This window comes from Burkholderia sp. 572 (assembly GCF_040545135.1).
GTDB lineage: Bacteria > Pseudomonadota > Gammaproteobacteria > Burkholderiales > Burkholderiaceae > Burkholderia > Burkholderia cepacia.
Genome location: NZ_JBEPLH010000048.1, coordinates 1 through 19,124, shown reverse-complemented (window position 1 = coordinate 19,124; position 19,124 = coordinate 1). Strand labels below are relative to the sequence as shown.

At 63.8% G+C, this 19,124-nt stretch carries 10 protein-coding genes and 1 pseudogene; 4 read left to right on the top strand and 7 right to left on the bottom strand.

Annotated elements, in window-relative coordinates; all coding sequences use genetic code 11:
• From ABIC51_RS40415 to ABIC51_RS40385, 7 genes and pseudogenes are all read right to left on the bottom strand, one after another.
• A pseudogene (locus ABIC51_RS40415) lies at window positions 1-185 on the bottom strand (IS256 family transposase); the annotation flags it as partial.
• A gap of 178 nt (window positions 186-363) precedes the next feature.
• Window positions 364-2,856, bottom strand: a complete 2,493-nt coding sequence (locus tag ABIC51_RS40410; RefSeq protein WP_354007099.1) for an Ig-like domain-containing protein — start codon at window positions 2,854-2,856, stop codon at window positions 364-366.
• A 175-nt stretch (window positions 2,857-3,031) separates the two neighbouring features.
• Window positions 3,032-6,193 carry an ATP-binding protein gene (locus ABIC51_RS40405; protein ID WP_354007098.1) on the bottom strand — a complete coding sequence of 1,054 codons (3,162 nt, stop codon included), beginning with the start codon at window positions 6,191-6,193 and terminating at the stop codon, window positions 3,032-3,034.
• Window positions 6,121-6,564 carry a hypothetical protein gene (locus ABIC51_RS40400; protein ID WP_354007097.1) on the bottom strand — a complete coding sequence of 148 codons (444 nt, stop codon included), beginning with the start codon at window positions 6,562-6,564 and terminating at the stop codon, window positions 6,121-6,123. The genes ABIC51_RS40405 and ABIC51_RS40400 overlap by 73 nt, the downstream gene beginning before the upstream one ends.
• Before the next feature lie 181 nt (window positions 6,565-6,745).
• Window positions 6,746-9,586 carry a TolC family protein gene (locus ABIC51_RS40395; RefSeq protein WP_354007096.1) on the bottom strand — a complete coding sequence of 947 codons (2,841 nt, stop codon included), beginning with the start codon at window positions 9,584-9,586 and terminating at the stop codon, window positions 6,746-6,748.
• A gap of 490 nt (window positions 9,587-10,076) precedes the next feature.
• On the bottom strand, window positions 10,077-11,324 hold the full coding sequence (locus ABIC51_RS40390; protein WP_354007095.1) for an HlyD family type I secretion periplasmic adaptor subunit: 1,248 nt from the start codon (window positions 11,322-11,324) through the stop codon (window positions 10,077-10,079).
• Complete coding sequence (locus ABIC51_RS40385; RefSeq protein WP_354007094.1) at window positions 11,321-13,717, bottom strand: type I secretion system permease/ATPase; 2,397 nt, start codon at window positions 13,715-13,717, stop codon at window positions 11,321-11,323. Before ABIC51_RS40385 ends, ABIC51_RS40390 begins: the two co-directional genes overlap by 4 nt.
• Window positions 13,718-14,304: 587 nt before the next feature.
• On the opposite strand from ABIC51_RS40385, the gene ABIC51_RS40380 reads away from it, so the two are divergent.
• The 4 genes from ABIC51_RS40380 to ABIC51_RS40365 all read left to right on the top strand — a co-directional run bounded on the left by ABIC51_RS40380 (window position 14,305) and on the right by ABIC51_RS40365 (window position 18,787).
• The gene (locus tag ABIC51_RS40380) at window positions 14,305-15,048 is read left to right on the top strand and encodes a response regulator (protein ID WP_354007093.1); all 744 of its coding nucleotides are present in this window, start codon (window positions 14,305-14,307) and stop codon (window positions 15,046-15,048) included.
• Between the two features lie 136 nt (window positions 15,049-15,184).
• A complete protein-coding gene (locus ABIC51_RS40375) occupies window positions 15,185-16,474 on the top strand; it encodes a tetratricopeptide repeat protein (RefSeq protein ID WP_354007092.1) in 1,290 nt (429 codons plus the stop codon).
• A gap of 387 nt (window positions 16,475-16,861) precedes the next feature.
• Window positions 16,862-17,629, top strand: coding sequence for a winged helix-turn-helix domain-containing protein (locus ABIC51_RS40370; protein ID WP_354007091.1), 768 nt, complete (start codon window positions 16,862-16,864; stop codon window positions 17,627-17,629).
• 144 nt (window positions 17,630-17,773) lie between these two features.
• A complete protein-coding gene (locus ABIC51_RS40365; RefSeq protein WP_124615981.1) occupies window positions 17,774-18,787 on the top strand; it encodes an IS110 family RNA-guided transposase in 1,014 nt (337 codons plus the stop codon).
• Window positions 18,788-19,124 lie beyond the last annotated feature (337 nt).

Sequence of the window (19,124 nt, the reverse complement as noted above, 5' to 3'; positions counted from 1 at the left end):
GGCTTGGCTTCACCCTTCTCGTAACCGAGATGATGGGTCAGTTCGCCGCCCAGCGCACGCTCGAAGATCGCCTTCTTGAGCGCGGCCAGTTGCTCGTTGATCGTCGCCCGGTCCAGCGTCCCGGGCACCAGTTGCTTGATCAATTCCGGGTCCAGGTTCAAGCCCTTGCCCGGTTCAATCGTCACTTCTTCCTTGCGTTTGCGTGGCATAAAGTGGCTCCTTGGTCGCCAGTTTATGCCTCACACACAAAAGATCGGATAGGCTCAAGATGTCTACTGCTCGTCGACCGTCAACCGTGCCATCACAAAAAAAACCCGCAGGGCTTTCGCCATGCGGGCCAAATCACTTCCCCTCGAAGCGTTGTTACATTTGGTGTTGCTCCAGTTCCGGCAGGAAATCGCCGCGCACGTCATACAGGTTGCCGTACGACTCGAACTCGACCATTGCATCGGCCGTTTCGAATGCCTCGCGTGCCGCCGCTTCGTCCAGCGTTACGACCGCGACGTCGTCGAGCGACACGTCCGCGAACATCGGCACCCACTCGTCCGCAAACAGATCGCGCATGCTGAGCGACGCCAGATCGCCGACATGGTCGACTACCGTCAGATGGAATGGCTCACTGTCAGGCGCGCCCTCTGCGCGGGCCACGAGCACGTGCTCGCCAACAAATAGCGCGTCCGGCGAAAACTGCCAGAGACCCGTGGCGTCCGCGATCGACGTGCCGATCAGCATATCGTTGTCGAACACTTCGACCGTCGCATAACCTGGCGCGTAACCCATCAGATGCGGCATCGCGTCGGTCACATCACCGGAGTTCATTGCCGCCTGCGTGTGACCGTCCCCGTCGTAACCATGGTCGATACTGACAGACGGCTTCGCGAGGCGGTCGAAATCCAGCACTGGTTCCTCGCGCATCAGCTGACCGGTGACGGGATCCAGCATGCCCGGCACGATGATCTGCGCATCGTCCGGCAACACACCGACCACCGAGTCGGGAAGCGCGCCAACCTGCTGTCCGGGCATCGGCGTGGGCATCGTCCCGACCGACGGGTTGGTGGAATCATCCAGATCGATGACATGCACGAGCTCGTCGTCCGCCGGCAACACGGCAAGTTCCGGCACAGGCTTGACAGGCTCGACAACCAGCACGAACGACGCGCTCGGAGTCGCGTCGGCGACCTGCGCGACCAGTTCGTGTCGACCGGCCGACAGTGGCCCGTCGAACTCGAACGTCCAGTGACCGTCTTCGTCGGCGACCGCGGAGCCAATCAACGTGTCGTTATCGTAGATCTCGACGATCGAATGACTCGGCGCGCGCCCGTTCAGACGCGGCGCCGTGTTCTCATCGATTTGCCCGCCGGCGGACGCTTGCCCGTTCAGACCGGACAGCCCGAGTGCCGACACGTCGAACGTGACCGGCACGAGCGCCGCCGGCATCGCGATTTCGATCGCGACCGGCTCGCTCGGGATGCCATCGACGACAGCGGTCAACGTATGCATCCCGTATTCGAGCGGCACCTCGGGCTCGAACGCCCAATTACCGTCCCGGTCGGCCAGCACGCGGCCGATCTCGCGATCGTCGTCGAAAAGGACGACCACGGCGCCCGCCGATGCCTTGCCCGCCAGCCTCGGTGCCGTGTGTTCGGCCAGGATGCTGCGCGATTGTCCGTCGAGCCGCGTGACCGCTTCATCGTTTGCGAACTCGATCACGACCGGCATCGCCGCCTTCGACGCGAGTTGCGCGATGGTCGTCGGCGCGTCCGTGTCCACGACCAGCGTCTGGCTTGCCGGCACGCCGTTGATATACGCGGTAAGCGCATGGGTGCCGACCGTGAGCGGCTGGTTCGTCTCGAGCGTCCACTGGCCGCCAGCGCTCGCGCGCGTGCTACCGAGCAGGATGCCATTGTCGAGCACATCGATTTCTGCATGCTGGGGCGCCGTGCCGTAAATCCGGGCCACGTGATGCCCCCCACCGTGCTGGTCGGTCGTCAGGTCGACGAACGGTTGCTCGACAGACTCATACGCAATCGACACGAGCAGCGGATTGACCGCCGGTACGACCACCTCGAGCGTAAAAGGCTCGCTCGCCGGTACGCCGCCGATGTATGCGGTCAGCGCGTGCAGGCCGGATGCAAGCGCCTGGCTCGGCTCGAACGTCCATTGACCGAGCGCATTGGTGCGCGTGCTGCCGATCGATTCACCGTTGTCGTAGAATTCGACGATTGTGTCGGCAGGTGCTGTGCCCGACAGGCGCGGTGTGCCGCCCGTTCGCAGCGCGCCGTCGGCGGCGCCATCCTGCGACGCGCTGATTTCGTCGTAAGCGAAATCGATCGATACCGGCAGATCGCGAGCCTGCGAACCGGCCGCATCCGCATGCGGTGTGCCTTCGCCGACGAGCGCGGCAAGCTCGAATGTCCCACCGATGCCCCGCACCGAGCCGTCAATGCGGCCGGCGAACGAATCGCTCGACGTCGGGTCGGGCGCACGTACGGCCGTCACCGGCTCGCCTGCCGCGCTCGACGAGTCGGCGCCGGACATTCGCATGCCCTGGACGTCCATCGATGCGTCGCCGATCGTCGTGCGATTGTCATGAGCGCCGGCGCTAGCGCCCAACGGCACCTCGCCCTGATGCTGCGGCACGGATAACTCCGCCGCCTTGTCACCGATATGTGTGACGTGTTCGGCGGTCTCATCGGAGACCGAACGAATCACGACCGATGAGCTGAACACCTCGTTCATCCCGTTGTTGTTTTGCCTGTTCTGAATCGAATCCGGCACGTTTCTGTTCATGGAGTCCTCTTCTGTCAGGAAGCCAATATGCCAATGGCGATCGGAACGCCGGATCCGTGGCCTCAATCCACATCAACCTGCCAATACGCCGCTTTCACCTACTGTTAAAACTATCTTTCATTTTCCCGACAATCGCACAACTCGTCGTCGGGACCCGTACAGAATTTGCTCGAACTGGTTCGAATTGTCGTTGCGCGCGATGCGCCAGAAATTCCCGTCGGGGGCAAGCCACACGACGCAATCACTCACCGGCGACAGGCGCTTCTCTTCGCGCCAGCGCTTCCTCCAACCTCTCCTGCAATCGATCGAGCCGGCCCCACAATCCGGCGCCCTCCGCATCGCTCGACGCCCGCTCGATCTCCGAGCAGGCGGCCACGACATCCGTTTCCCCAATCATCGCGAACGCGCCCTTGATCGCGTGCGCATTGCTACGCAGGCGGTCGAATGCGCGATCGTCCAGTGCCATTGCCATATCGTCCAGCAGACGCCGCGACTCGCGTGCAAGAACGCCATGACGCTCAACCGACAGCGGCGCATGTGCATCGGCTTCGACGGGACGTCGTCGATACGGCACGGCGCCCGCCCCACCGACGTAACATCGAAGCGCCTTGTCCAGCGCGGCCATCGACAGCGGTTTCGCGAGGATTTCCACCATGCCGGCATCGTAGCAGCGCGCAAGTTCTGCTTGATCGCGCGTCGCGGTCATCGCGATCACCGGCAATCCGGGCTGGCTATCGCGCAGGCACATGGCAAGCGCATAGCCGTCCATATCCGGCATGTTGAGATCGGTCAGCACGACATCGCAACGCTGGTCCAGCAGGTGGCGAATGGCCGCGTGTGCGCCGTCGACCACGTCGTACGTGTAACCGAGCGCCGCAAGCTGGTCGGCGATCAATTCGCGGTTGAACGGATGGTCGTCGACCGCCAGCACACGAACCGGGGTATGCGCGCCGTCGTCCGCGTGGCTGTCAGGAAGGTCGGTGGCGGGCCACTCGCTGCGCTCCTGCAGGCACGTCAATGGCACCGTAACCCGGAACGTACTGCCGATGCCCGGCTGGCTATCCACCGCGATCGTCCCGTTCATCATCTCCACATGGCGCTTGCACAGTGCGAGGCCAAGCCCCGTTCCGCCGAAGCGGCGGGCGATGGTCGAATCGGCCTGACCGAACAGATCGAATATCGCGTCGATGCGATCCGCCGCAATCCCCATGCCGGTGTCGCCGACGATCAGCTCGACGTCGACAGAATCGTCCTCGCGCTGCCGCTGGCCGACCTCGATCGTCACGCCCCCCGTCGACGTGAACTTGATCGCATTGCCAACGAGGTTGACGAGTATCTGGCGGATTCGCGTCGGATCGCCGAGATAGCGTTGGCCCACGTCGTCCCGAATCGTGACGTCGAAGCGGATTGTTTTCTCCGCCGCCAGCGGAGCGAGTACGTCGACGGTCTGCGCCACCAGTTCGCGCAGATCGAACGCGATCAGCTCGAGCATCGTTTGCCCCGCTTCCGCCTTCGAAATGTCGAGAATGTCGTTGATCAGCGACAGAAGCCCCCGCGCGGAGCGCGTGACCGTATCCAGCCGCCGCAACGTGCGATCGTCGTGGCCGCCCCCCTTCAACAACTCGAGATGACCGAGGATTGCGTTGAGCGGTGTGCGCATCTCGTGGCTCATCGACGCAAGGAACACCGTCTTGGTCCGGTTGGCCGCATCGGCCGCCTCACGCGCATCCAGCGCCGCGCGCTCCGCGCGCTTGCGAGCGGTGATGTCCGACGCGACGCACAGCAGCGCGCCCGCTGATCGATAGCGCGTGCGGACCATGCCGATCGAGAAATCGAGCGATTCGCCGTCCGGCATGGGCACCGAGTATTCCCATTCACAAGCGCCCGCATGACCTGCATTCGTGCCCGCCGCCCGCATCGCGAGATAGTGCGTGACGACGGCACGGGTACCGGCGGTACCGCCGAGCGCGCGCAATCGCCGCATTGCGTCGTTTTCCAGCAGTGCAGCGCCATCGCGCAACGCGAAAAGGCCGATTCCGACCGGTGCCAGCGACACGATCGTCCGGTTGAGGTTCTCGCTCTCGAACACGCGCGACGAGCGCGCGAGCACCGGGCGGAACACCCGGCGATCGAACAGGACGAGAAGCGCCCATAACAACGCGAGGACACCCGCCGCCGAACCGGTCCGCACCAGCCAGTCGGGCGCCAGCGCCGCGGCCATCGTCCGCCACGACCAAAAGTACGTCAGCACCCAGTCCGTCCCGGGCACGCGATCGCTCACCGTGAACACACCATCCCGATGGGCGTCGTTCAACCCGTCGAAACCGCGGCGCCATTGGCCGGCCTTCATCGCACGCACGCTGAGCGTCGTGTCGGCATGCGTGACAAGGCCCTCCGAATGCAGCACGGCGCGGCCGGCTCGGTCGAGCACCATCAATTCGCCGGCAAGGCGGTGCCGCGTGAGCGTGTCGCGCAGCGTCGCTGCCGGCACTTCGTGGACGAACATCGCGAACACATCGCGGCCGTCGAATGCCGGTTGCACGACCCGCAGCACGGGAGCCCCGGTCACCGGGTCGGGCTCGGGATACGACCAGACGGCACCGCGCAGCGTCGATTTCGTATCGTCGTCCGCCCGCGTGGGAGAGACGGTCGACGCCGGTGACAGGCGATCGATCCACACGCGTACGTCGGTCGCACCGAACGGGGTGGATAGCGACTCCACGCGTTCCGGCGGATAGATCGTTGCGAACGATTTGTCCGGGCTGTAGAACATTCCCGCGACCGGTCGTCCGAGCTGACGCGCCGCAGCGCTCATCACGCCGCCCATTCGCTCCGCGAGTGCGAGGTACCGTGCATAGTCCGCGGGGTGGTGCCCGGGACCCAGTTCGCCCAGCACCAGCAGTGGCGCAGCTCGGGAATGCGCATGCAGCACGCTCCGGCCGCCGTTCGCGGAAAACGTATCGATCAGGTGCCGCGAAGTCTCATCGCACTCCGTCCAAAGCACTTCGGCGCTCGCGACGGTCCGCGAGAACATCGTTTGATGCATCTCGAGTTCGACGCTCAGCAGGGAACGGACCGTCAGGAACGACGCACGCTGCTGGGCGATATACTCGCGACCGGTCGTCCACAGACCGTATGCGGTCGCGCAAGCGATCACGATCGACAGCGCGACACCGCCGCCGTACAGCAGCGTGCGCTGGTAGCGGCTCAGCAAGCCGAGCTCGGCGTTGTTCGATCCGGAATCGCTCGCCGCCGTCGATGGATCCCGGGTATGACAGTCCTGCATGAATTGAACCTGAAACGCGGCGTTCGCGCCGCAAAGCCCGTGGATTACTCGACGGGCATGCTTGGCCGGAAATGCACCGACTCCGGCCTCGCCGGATCGTCGATGCACTCGCGCCACTGCTTCAGCAGCTGCCGCCGTTTCGTCGGCGATGCGAGCAGATACTCGTTCATCGCACCGTTGAACGCTTGTTGGGCGTCTTCCTTGAGATCGGCGAACGCGCAGAGCACGCGCATGACCTTGGGCGACAGTTTCCTGTGAGGATCGTGCATCTCTAATGGCCTAGTGGTTAATCGAAAGTCGACGGACGGATTGACGTCCTCCGTCGACGCGTCCCGATAGGGCGCCCTGGTCGAGCGACGCACCGGGTCAGGGTTGTCTTGAAAGCTCGGTCGCATCGCAATCGACGTGTTGACGTGTCGACACACGACCATGCAAAGCGCGACGAGCGAATGAAGATCGCGGGTCCGTTCCGGGACCGCTGTCCGCATGCCATTCTCCCGATCTGCACCACCCGGGAAACAGGACCGATTTCGATGTGCATCGGACAGGAACGATTTGTCCTGTCGACAAGGAAACGACCGATGCGGTCGTTCCATCGCACGCGTGCAAAAAATCGCGGTGCATCGGATGTGCCGCGCTTTCCGTTCCGGGCAAGGCAAGGCCCCCACATCAGCTTCCCGGTTCGTTCCTCAACCACTGAGCCAGTTCGCCCGCCGAATGGTGTTCCCGGAATACCGCCTGGTAACCGTCGAAGCGGTTCGTGACTTCGGCCACGCGATTGCCGTAGTGTTCGCTCTCGGCGGTCAGCACGTCGAGCAACGTTCGCTTGCCGAGGTGATACCACTGCTCGAAGAAGGCCTTGCGCACGCGATCGGTTTCCGACGAAAGGCCGCGATACAGGTCGGCTCGTTGCAGCATCGTGTGCGCGTCCTGATCCGCGGTACGCACCGCGTACTCGAGATCGCGACGTTGCAGTTCCATCCGTTGCCAGCTCGCTGTCGCGCGTGCGCTCGCCGCATCGGTCGCGGCGCTCGCCGATCCCCCGCGAAACGCTCCCCAGTTCAGCGTCAGCATCGTCTGCCAGGGCTGCTGGCGGCCGAGACCGTCCTTGCCCAGGCCCGCGCTCACGACCCAGTTCACCTGCGGCAGGCCGGATGCCTTCACAGCCTTGGTGTTGAGATCCGCGGCATCCGCCTCGGATTTCGCCTGCTGCAGGCTCGGGTGGACGCCCACCTGGGACAGCAGCTTCGGCAGGTTGCCCGGCTCGATCGACCATTCGCGCGTGCGGGGAATCAGGACGGCCTGGTCCCCGACCAGCTTCCGCAGCGTGAGCTCCGCGTCCCGCACCTTGGCCTGCGCGGTGTCCCGCGACGCTTGCGCCTGCAGCAGCTTCGTCTTCGCCTGCGTGAGTTCGCTGCCGCGCCCGCGGTCGACCTCCACGATCTCGCCCAGCATCCTGACGAGCGTCGCCATCCGGTCGACGTACTGTTGGCTCAGGTCAACGATGTTTCGTTGCTTGCCGAGTTCGACTAGCGTCGTCGATACCTCGAACGCGGAATTTCCCAGCGCGGTTTCGTACGCGCGATTCGCGGCGTCCGACAGGAACTGGCGGCTGCCGATCGTGTGCTTCGTCCTTCCCCAGTCAAACACATTGGTCGTGACGTTGACTGACAGCGGGTTACCGGAATTGCTGCCACCATTGCCACCGCCCGGCCCGAAATTCGCCGTCGGCGATTGCGAACCGATGTCGATCTGCGGCCAGCGCTGCCCCTTTGCTTCCGAGACATCGGCGTTCGACGCCTGGAAGTTCGCGTAGGCCTGGCGCACCTCCGGGCTGCGCTCGGCAGCAACTTGCACGGCGTTCCAGAAGATCTCGCGCAGCTTGTCGCCGGACGGCGTCATTCCAGTTCCGTAGTCATCGGGCTGGGTCTCCAGCCAACGCGCGAATTGTCCGGGCGACCCGCTGGTCGGCGCGGCGCTCGCCTTGCCGCCACGCGCCTTCGGCTCCGTTGCCGTTCGAGCCGCGTCGGTTTCGCGCGACCCGCCGTACGACTTGGTCGGCGTGGCGGCCTGAAGCGCCATCGCGGCATCCGATACGGCGAGCGGCTGCGCGCCGGCGGGCACACCGGTCTTGCCCAGTGTCAACTGTCCGAGCGTCGGCCGGTCCGCCGCGTGAGCGGCGTCGGCCGTCGCGGCTTGCCAGGTGCGTGTGTCCGAAGTCGACGAGGTCGACGAGTTCGACGATGCCAGCGACACCTGTTGAGCAGGCGACACACGCGTCGAGAGATTCGCGTCCGTTGCATCGCGTGCGACTGTCACGTCGGGCGACGCGACCGGCTTGAACTCGGGCAATGCGTCGCCTTTCGTCGCAGTGGCCTTGCGCCCTTGGTTCGACACCAACGGTGGCGCGTAATCCGGTCCCGATGACGGTACATCGTGTCGACGGTTTTCCCGCTCTGCTGCCGTCCTTGCGGCTTCGGCCGCTCGCACAGCATCTGCCTGCCGGCGTGCGTCGTCCGCCCGCTGCTGTTCCAGCCGCTGCGTTTCGGCCCGCGCACGCTCGGCCTCGGCCACACGCGCAGCCTCCTCACGCTGGCGCTCGGCGTCGGCACGCACCTGTGCGTCGCGCTCCGCGGTGGCCGCACGCGCCGCCGCATCGCGGCTTTGTGCCTCGGCCTCGCGGGCGCGCGCTTCCGCCGCTGTCGCGCGTTCCGCTTCCGCCCGGCGCGCCGCCTCGGCGACTTCCAGTTGCGCTGCCGCCCGACGGCGCTCCTCTGCCTGCCGTTCGGCATCGACTCGGCGCGCTTCGGCCGCGTCCCGCTCGGCTGCCGCGCGCGCAGCAGCGGCCGCACGCACCAGTTCCTCACGATGACGGCGTTCGGCATCGGCACGCCGCTTCGCGTCTGCTTCGTCACGGACGGCTTGCTGACGCCGGACCTCGGCCTCGCGCGCCTCGTCCGACAGACGATGGATTTCACGCGTTCGCGCATCGCGCAGCCGGTCGGCCGGATGGTCGAACTGCATCTGCCTGAGCACGCGCTCGTCCATGTTACGCCGCGCCTCCTCGGCGAGACGCGCCTGGCCTGCAGGCGACTTGATTTCAGCGAGTCGCTTCTCTTCGTCGACGCGCGTTGCCTCTGCGAGCTTTGCCTCGCCCCGAGCCACGATTGCCGCCGTGCTCGCGGGCGCGGCAGCCTGGGCCGACGCGTTCGCCCATTCGCTGACCGACACGTGCGATCGGATGCCGGCGACGCTTTGCGCGTGCGCGACATCGATCATCACGAACGGCGCGAATGCGAACAGCGAAGACACGACCCATGCGATCGGCCTGCGCTGCGGGCACGACGACGCCGTCATGATTAACGCTCCCCGAACGCTTCGGGTGCCTTGAAGATCGGCTTCAGCACGCAGTCGAGAATGGTTTTCTCGTCCGTGCAAGTATCGACGGTCGCGACCATGCCCAGCATGATCGGCAGCGTCTTCCAGTGATTGAGCAGTCTCGAGAGTCATGTCCTGAACCCGTTGTACCGATCGCGCATGAGCGGCATCACGGCCGAAGCCGGGTGCAACAACCGCCTATGCGCGAGAGGTCATGAAAAGTGGTTAGCGGAACAATCGATCGTCAAGTCAGCTACAGCGATGCGATGGGTCCGCATTTGCGGCCAGTCAGGTGTGCCAGACGGGCTACGAAACGGGCTCAATTCTCTGGAAATCGGCCAACGCGGGATATGCGACGGGAATCCGACGAAAGTCGGACCAGTACTAAATTGAGTGCAACGGCATCAGTGCCGGTTCGAGCGCGTGTCGATCTCGACCTGCATTCGACGAAGGATCCTGACGTGGAGCCCTTCGTCACGCGCGGCCAGCCCCGCCGTCGGATTGACGTTTATGGGGTACGACCTTAAAAGGAGCGGCGCGAGCGCGAACGGCAACGACATGACCTATGCAATTGGCCCGCACTGCGGGCACGACGGTGCCGTCGCACCCGCGGCCCTATAGATCAACGCTCCCGGAATGCTTCGCGCGCCTTGAAGATCGGCTTCAGCACATAGTCGAGAATGGTTTTCTCGCCCGTTCGGATATCGACGGTCGCGACCATGCCAGGCATGATCGGCAGCGTCTTGCCGCCTGCGTTCAACGTGCTCGAGTCGGTCAGGACCAGCACGCGGTAGTAGGTCGCGTCGGGCCGGCCCGCCGCGGCTTTCTGGTCGTCCTTCAGCGTATCCGGGCTGATGTGCTCGACCTTGCCCTTGAGGCCGCCATAGATGCCGAAGTCATACGCGGTGATCTTGACGGTCGCCGGCTGGTCCGGGCGCAGGAACGCTACGTCGGACGGCTTGATGCGCGCTTCAACCAGCAACTGATCCTCGAGCGGCACGATTTCCATGATGTGCTCACCTGGCTGGATGACGCCGCCGATGGTATTCACGCGAATGTTCTTCACGGTACCGTAGACCGGCGCCACCACGGTGGTCCGCTGGAGCACGTCCGCGCGACCCACGACCGTTTCGCTCGTTTGCGCGAGTTCGAGTTCCAGCTTGATGAGTTCGGAGTTCGCATCAGCCTGGAAGCGGTTGCGCCGCTCGACGATTTGCGAACGCAGCTCGTTCGCCTGACGGCGCATGCGCAGTAGTTCCACCTCGGAAACGAGGCCCTTCGCAGCGAGCGGCTCGGCCAGCCCAATCTCCCGCATCGACAGCGAGTGACTCTTTTCGAGCGCGGTCACGCTGTCATCGAGCGCGCGACGGCGCGCGTTGTACGCGAGCGTTTCCTGCTTGACAACCGCCTGCACACCCTTCACGTCGTCCGGAAAGACGAGCGGCTGGTTGTACGCTTCGGCGCGCAGGCGCACGATCGTCGCCTTCAGGCCGATCTGTTTCGACCAGGCCTCGCGATAACTCGTCTCCGCGCGGGTCGGGTCGATCTTGGCAAGCACCTGGCCTTTCTTGACGATGTCGCCTTCGCGCACATCGAGCTGCTCCAGAATCCCGCCTTCCAGGCTCTGAATCACCTGCTCGCGACTCTTGGAGATGATCGTGCCGTCGCCATGCGTGACTTCCTCGACACGCGCGAATTTCGCCCAGCCCAGGCCGGTCACGAGGATCGCGCCGATCACGTACATCACGAGCATCGAACCGGGCGTCGACTGCGTGAGCAGCGATTCCTTCACGTCGTTCATGAACGCCGCATCTCCCGGCGTCAGCTTGGCCTTGCCGGGCCACCACTTCTTGAATGGATTGAGATTCATCGCTTCGACTCCTGGGCAGCCGGTGCGCCAACCGCCGGTGTATTAGTGTTGGGTGCCGCGTCATTCGCGGGCGCCGCGGGTCGCAACGCGCGCTGCGCGGTCATCGTGACCGGCCCTGACGCGCCGTTGTCCGGTGCTGCGGCACGCGGCGCAGCAGCCCGGGGGGGCGTAGCCCCGTCCCCGGCCGCCGGGCGCGATTCGCCGGACAGCGCCGCAAGGATCTTGCTCTTCGGGCCGTCAGCGACGACCTTCCCTTCCTCGACGACGATGATCCGGTCGACGAGCGCGAGCAGCGACGGGCGGTGCGTGACGACGACCAGCGTCTGCCCTTCGGTCGCCCGCGCGAGATGATCGAGAAACACGCCTTCGGTCTGGCTGTCCATCGCGCTCGTCGGCTCGTCGAGCAACAGCAGCAGCGGACGGGCCAACAAGGTTCGTGCGAGCGAAACAAGCTGGCGCTGGCCGCCCGAGATGCCCTGTCCGCCCTCGCCGATCGGCAGGTTGATGCCCTTCGGATGCTTGGCCGCAACCTGGTCCAGGCCGGTCAGCCTGAGCACGCGCAGGAATTCGTCGGCGGACGCCTCCGGGCGGCCGATCATCACGTTTTCGCGCAGCGAGCCGTGGAACAGCCGCGCATCCTGCCCGACATAGCCAACCGCCTTGCGCCAGTCGGCCGGGTCGATCTGCTCGACATCGAGGCCGTCGGTAAACATCTGGCCGTCGGTCGGCGCGTAGAGGCGCGCCATCACGCGCAGCAGCGTCGACTTGCCGCTGCCGATTCGGCCAAGAATCGCGACGCGCTCGCCCGGCTTGACGGCCAGGTTGACACCCTTGAGGATTGGCGGATTCGTCTGCATCGGCGGCGCGGGATACGCGAACCCGACGTCCTTAAGCGAGATTTCGCCTGACAGCGGCGGCTTCGGCAGGTATTCGCGCGCCGGATCGCGGTCGACCGGCATCGCCATCAGGTTGTTCAGCGAATGCAGCGCGGCCTTCGCCTGCTGGAAGCGCAGCGCAAGACCCATCACCTGGCTGAGCGGCGCCGTGATCCGGCCCGCGAGCATCACCGTCCCGATCAGCGCGCCTTGCGTCAGTTCGCCGGCGTCGATCAGGTACACGCCGAGCACGACCAGCACCACCGTCTGCAGCTGCTGCAGGAACGTCACTAGGCTGGTCGCCTTGCTCGAGATCTTGCGGGACTTCATCGACGAGGTAGCCGAAAGCCCACTGTAATGTTCCCAGCGGCGCTGCATGTACCCTTCGCCGCCCACCGCCTTAAGCGTCTCGAGCCCTTCGACCGATTCGATCAACACGCCCTGCTTGAGTGATGCCTCGCGCAGGTTCTCCTTCATGATCTTCGCGAGCGGCCATTGGACCAGCACGCTGATGCCGATGATCAGCGGCACCATCATCGCGGGCACCCAGCCGAGCGTGCCGCCGATCGTGAACACGACCCCGATGAACAGGATGACGAACGGCAGATCGGAAATCGCCGACAGTGTCGCGGAAGTCGCGAAATCGCGTACCGATTCGTATTCCCGGAGCTGGTTCGCGAACGAACCGGCCGACGCCGGCTTGTTCTCCATCCGGATCGACAGCGCCTGCCTGAACAGCAACGTGCCCATCACGAGGTCGGCCTTCTTGCCGGCGACGTCGAGCAGGTGCGCGCGGACGTGCCGCGAGATCGCCTCGAACGTCATGGCGACGCCGACCCCGATCGCGAGCGACCACAGCGTCACGTAGGCCTGGTTCGGCACGACGCGGTCATACACGTTCATCGTGAAGAAAATGCTCGCGAGACCGAGCACGTTGATCAGGAGCGCGCCAAGCGCCGCGCTCGCGTAATACCGGCGATAGCGCCACAGCGTGCGCAGCAGCCAGTGGCCAGCCGGCTCGGGCTCCTGCTCGCCGGCGCGTGTGTCGACTCGGGCGGCCGGCTTGACCAGGATCGCGTAACCGGAGTAGAACTCGTCCATCTCCTCCTGCGTGAACTCGACCGGGTCGGGGCCGACCTCGGGCATGATGACCTGGTAGAGGAGCTTGCTCTTCGCCTCCTTGTCCGGATTGCGCCGCCGCGCGAGCAGGATGCAACCGCCCGCGCTCTTGTGCAGCAGGATCATCGGCATCACGTGTTCCGGAAGCAATTGCAGGCGGCGGTCGACGAGACCGGCCGTCAGCCCCGCGTTGGTGAGCGCGTCTAGCGCGAGCGAAGGCGAAAGCACGCCGGCCTTCGGCAGGCCGGCCATCAGCGCTTCCGGCGTCTTGCCGCAGCCGTAACGCTCGCAGATCCACAAGACGGCATCGAGCAAGCCGTCCTGATTGGTTGCGGATTTCGGCGGTTCTTGCCAGGCCGCATCCTGTAGTTCCTGTGGTTGAGCAGTATCGAGAGTCATGTTCTGAACCCGTTGTACCTATCGTGCATGGGCGGCGACGCGGCCGAAGCCGGGTGCAACACCCGCCTCATGCACGAAAGGTCATGAAAAATGGCGTAGCGGAACAATCGATCGTCAAGTCAGCAGCAGCGATGCGATGGGTCCGCGTTTGCGGCCAGCCAGGTGTGCCTGACGGGCGACGAAACGGGTTCCAATTCTCTGGAAATCGGACAACGCGGGATATGCGACGGGAAACAGACAGAAGTCAGACCAGTATTAAATTGAGCGCAACGACATCAGCACCGGTTCGAGCGAGAGTCGATCTCGGCCTGCATTCGGCGTAGGATCCTGACGTGGCGCCCGCCGCCACCGGATTACCGTTTATGGGGTACGATCTGAAAATAAATCGTACTTGTACTACCCCGTTCCATTTGAGATCGATGGTTTTCGAAAGGGGATCGAACTAGAGTGTCGTTGTCGAAGCGGTACGACCGCCGCGCACCGACCCGATGTCGTACTTGACCGGGTTTCGGGTGCAGAACTCAAAATCGGACGAGGCATTGCGCGGGATATCGAGTGAAATGCCTGAACATCGGACATAAACGAACATGAATCCATTCATCATCCAGGTCATCATCGCCGACGATCATCCTGCCATCATCAACGGACTGCTGGCTTCGCTCGCCGCCCATAATTCGGTGAACGTGGCCGCCACCGCGTCGAACTCGACGCAACTCATCGCCGCGCTCGACAAGCATCCTTGCGACGTGCTTGTCTCCGACTTCGCGATGCCGAGTGGCGACTACGGCGACGGCATCACGCTCTTCTCGTTCCTGCGCCGTCGCTACCCCGACACCCGTATCGTCGTGCTGACGATGATGGACAACCCGGGTGTGATCCGGTCCCTGCTCAAACTCGGCATCCAGTGCATCCTGAGCAAGTCGGACAGCACCGATCACGTCCTGACCGCCATTCAAGGTGCCTATGCGTCCGGCCGATATTTTTCGCCGTCGGTTTCGGAAGTCGCGTGGCAAATCGATGTCGAGGCGGCCAACACCACGAGCAACGCGCTGACGACGCGCGAGGAAGAAGTCGTCCGATTGTTCGTGTCGGGATTGAGCGTGAACCAGATCGCCGAACAACTGAAGCGCAGCAAGCAGACCATCAGTTCGCAAAAATCGAACGCGATGAAAAAGCTCGGCATCGACACCGACACCGACCTCGTCAAGTACTCGATGGGGGTCTCGTTGGCCGCATCCAATGACGCATCCGGCTCGACGTCGGACACGCCGAACGTGCCGACAGCCCGGGCAACCGGCCGCAAGACCGCGCGCGACGACAAGCCCCAGTAACGCTCGTAGCACCTGCCTGCAAACGGTCTTCGCCGTTGCAAGCCCCCCTTTACCGGCCAGGCCCTCCGACGTCGAACGGCGTCGGTGCGCGCACGCGCGCGCGTTAGCCATGCCGAAACTATGCCCGATAAAGATCATGTCCAGATTCCGACCGCCTCCGATTCCGAAACGCAAGACAGCGACAACCGGCCTGCGTGCGCGACGCGTGCAGCTGCAACTCGAGGCGCTCGCCACTCAGTTCCGCGCAGCGATGGCTACGGCTGAATACGCCGTTGCGCTGCAGCTTGCGCAGACCGCGCTTGCCCACACCCCGGGCAACGTGACGATCCTCGGCGATTACGCGCTGTGCCTGATGCGAACGGGCCGGCATGAGGACGCCTATCGCGTATACATGCAGATCCACGACGCGCCGCCCGCCCACCGCGCCCGCGCATCCGACACCTGGCTGGACGGCCTCGCGGAAGTCTGCGGCTGGCTCGGTAAGTGCGACGAGCTTCGCCGCCATGGACATCGATCGCTGGCCGACGCCGACGAGAAGTTCCGCCACGGGACGCGCTGGCCGCTGCCCGCAGTGCCGCCGCGATTCGACCCTGACGCCCGGACGCGCAACGTCATCGCATATAGCCTGTATGGCGCGAACCCACGCTATTGCGAGACCGCCGTGATGAACGCGCGAGTCGCGCATGAGCTTTACCCCGCATGGACCTGCCGCGTCTACCTCGACGGCAGCGTACCGGAACACGTGCAGCATAGGCTGCGCGACGCCGGCGCGGAACTCGTCGCGATGGATCGCCACGAACGGCGCGCCATTCCGGGAACGTTGTGGCGTTTCCTGATCATGGACGATCCCGGCGTTGACCGCTTCATCGTCCGCGACGCAGATTCGCTGCTTTCGGAGCGCGAAGTGGCGGCAGTCGACGAATGGCTCGCGAGCGATCGCCTGTTCCATCACATGCGCGACTATTTCACCCATACCGAGCTGCTGCTCGCGGGCCTGTGGGGAGGATGCACGCGTGTGATCCCGCCCGTCGCGCAGTTGATATCCGACTTCCTAGCGAATTATCGCGGCCCCGCCCGCTTCACCGATCAGCAGTTCCTGCGCACGGTCCTGTGGCCGACGGTACGCGAAAGCATCATGAACCATGACGAGCTGTTCGGCTTCCACGATGCCCGTCCGTTTCCCGCGCATGCGCCGGTACGCTGGCGCACGGATCGGTTCCATGTCGGCAGCAACACGGCCTACGCCAGCATCGGCGGCCCCTCGTCGCTGCCCGACGGCGCGCGCCAGCCAATCGCTCTGGTCCACGCTGGTAAAGCCCCACTCGCCTACGACGCACCGGTTCGCCAGCACAGCTGGGCGCTGAATCTCCCATTCTTTCTCGCCGACGAATTCCGCTCAGGGAAGCTTCGGGTCATCGCGCGCTGAGCCCGCATTCACTGGGCGATCGCAGCATGTGCCGGGGGGCGCGACGCAGCCGACATCACGTCCGACGATGACCGGTAATTATCGAATCGGTACGGCTCCCGTCGGAGACACGTCCCATATACGGCACCATTCGTGCCGGACATACTTCATCACGACGCTGCCGTCACAGGCTCGGACCAACGCTATCCATTTGCGCCGTCCCGGCTCGCCGGCCGCCATGACACCGCCGTCCGAGCGGACGGCCACTCGCTGCCATGACGTGAAATCGCCATACGGTCCACGCCTTGATCGAATCCAGCAGAACTTCCATCCCATGCTGCAAACAAACTTGTTCCTACCCCGCCCGGCTGACAATCCTGCGCAATCCATGCCGACGGGCGATCAACGATGAACGGCCGCGCTTCACTCAAGATCGCGCTCATCGATATCAACGCCATGAAAATGCTCGACGCGTTCGAAAGCTGGCGGCAGCCTGGTTACGGGATGAATCGCCTTCAGTTCGAGAGCACGCTGATTCGACTCGGATACAGCGTCGATCGCTTCAACTCGTTGGCGTCATTTCAGAACACGCCGCGCGGTGTCGGCTTCGATCTTGTGATGATTCGCAGCGAGTCCGTATGTTCGCAGGCGACCGATGCAATTCGCGCATTGCGGTTTCGGTTCGGCGATGCGATGCCATTGATCGCAGTCGGCAAGAGCGACCGAGATGCGTACGCGACTGGCAGCATCGGCGCGGGTGCGAACGAATACATCGCCTGTTCCCTATCGGAGCTTGTACTTGCGTCGACGATCGCGTACTGGCTCCGATGGTCGATGCACTGCCGCACACATCGCCAGGCGATGCGGGTCGGCGCCTATGAATTGCACAGCGGAAGTCGCACGTTTCGGTTTCACGGGAAAGCGATCGTGCTGACCGAAAAGCAATTCCAGATCGCCTTCGCGCTGATGATGAACATCGGCCGGGATCTCGATCACGACCACCTGTTCCAGCTCGTATGGGGAAAGCGGCGCGTCAGCGAGAACCGGCGATTGACGGCGCATATCGCCGCCGTCCGCAACCAGCTCGAACTCGACGGCCGGCATGGCATGAAATTGCTCACCGTGTACGGCACCGGTTATCGCCTCGTTCTGGCAAACGCCTCCCAACCCGACTGACTCTCGACGCCACCATGCATACTTCCGACACGCGCGCCGCCGACAGCCGGCGCATCAGCATGCTGAACGCCGTCGAGCGGATCGGCAACCTGCTCCCGCAACCACATGCTGTAATTGCGTCTCCGGCTAACGACGGAGGCTGCCATGGAAACGTATGTGGGTCTCGATGTATCGCAGAAGTCAACGGCGGTTTGCGTAATCGATGGGGACGGTAATCCCGTCTGGCGCGGAACAGTAGCATCGGATCCGCAGGCTATTGATAGCATCATCCGACAGCAAGCCCCTGAGGTCCGGCGCGTCGGAATGGAAACTGGCCCTCTCGCAGTATGGTTCTATCACGCACTGCGAAATCGAGGTGTTCCTGTTGATTGCATTCATGCCCGCCACGTGCACGCAGCGCTCGCGACGCAACTGAACAAGACTGACAGCAATGATGCGCGCGGCATTGCTCAACTCACGCGCAGTGGCTGGTATCGTGCCGTCGAAGTCAAAAGTATCGCGAGCCACGAAGTCCGGCTGCTTCTTGGAGCGCGCAGTCAATTGGTCAGTATGCGTACCGGCCTGTACAACCAGATCCGCGGGGTGCTCAAAACCTTTGGTGTTGTGCTGCCTCCTGGTACGCGCAGCGCATTCGAGAAACTCGTCGAGCAACATACGCCATCGACATCGCTAATCCGTGGCGTAGTTGACATCCTGCTCGACAGTTGGAGGCATATAGACAGGCAAGTCCGTGAGACCGACAAGGCGCTTGAACGGATTGCGCGCGCCAGCGATGTGTGTCGTCGTCTGATGACGGTCCCCGGTGTCGGCGTGAAGACAGCAGTGGCATTCGCTGCTGCAGTCGACAATCCGGATCGATTTCGCCGTGTCGGCGATATTGGTCCGTATCTTGGTCTAACGCCAAGAAAGTACCAATCAGGGGACGTCGACCATAACGGTGGAATATCCAAGACCGGCTGCCGGCTGACACGACACATGCTGTTCGAGGCGGCGTCGGCTTTGCTCCTGCGTCATAAGCGCGACTGCGCACTCCGACGTTGGGCGCAGGCACTGATTCCCCGGATTGGCCTGCGCAAAGCACTGGTTGCAACCGCTCGCAAACTCTCGACGCTGCTGCTCTCAATGTGGAGAAGCGGCAAGGAGTTCATCCCGGGATAGCCACACGCTCGCCGTCGCAAGTCGCTTTACCTGCAACAACTGCGGTACCGGTTCATCCAGGCTGATTACGTCGCCTCAACGATTCCTTGACGCGCTTTGCGGGAAAACCGCGGCAATCACATCGGAACGTTGTAGCGACTCTCTGACGGCATGTTGTGGCGTGAACACGACCACGAAGACGACAAGGAAACGGCTGGTCTGAACCCTTTCCAGGAGGATGATCTATTGACAGCAATTAGACGACAAGCGCATCTGGCGCCTGTACAGCAAGGCGGGGCTGAGCGTGCGCAAGCGGCGACGCAAGCGTATTGCGGCTGTCGAGCGCACGCCGCTGCCG

What these genes read in the sequence shown, in the direction of transcription:
- ABIC51_RS40375 (WP_354007092.1), top strand. Translation starts at nt 15,185, where the DNA reads ATGTCCAGATTCCGACCGCCTCCGATTCCGAAACGCAAGACAGCGACA.
- ABIC51_RS40400 (WP_354007097.1), bottom strand. Translation starts at nt 6,564, where the DNA reads ATGCGGACAGCGGTCCCGGAACGGACCCGCGATCTTCATTCGCTCGTC.
- ABIC51_RS40380 (WP_354007093.1), top strand. Translation starts at nt 14,305, where the DNA reads ATGAATCCATTCATCATCCAGGTCATCATCGCCGACGATCATCCTGCC.
- ABIC51_RS40385 (WP_354007094.1), bottom strand. Translation starts at nt 13,717, where the DNA reads ATGACTCTCGATACTGCTCAACCACAGGAACTACAGGATGCGGCCTGG.
- ABIC51_RS40395 (WP_354007096.1), bottom strand. Translation starts at nt 9,586, where the DNA reads ATGACTCTCGAGACTGCTCAATCACTGGAAGACGCTGCCGATCATGCT.
- ABIC51_RS40390 (WP_354007095.1), bottom strand. Translation starts at nt 11,324, where the DNA reads ATGAATCTCAATCCATTCAAGAAGTGGTGGCCCGGCAAGGCCAAGCTG.
- ABIC51_RS40370 (WP_354007091.1), top strand. Translation starts at nt 16,862, where the DNA reads ATGAACGGCCGCGCTTCACTCAAGATCGCGCTCATCGATATCAACGCC.
- ABIC51_RS40365 (WP_124615981.1), top strand. Translation starts at nt 17,774, where the DNA reads ATGGAAACGTATGTGGGTCTCGATGTATCGCAGAAGTCAACGGCGGTT.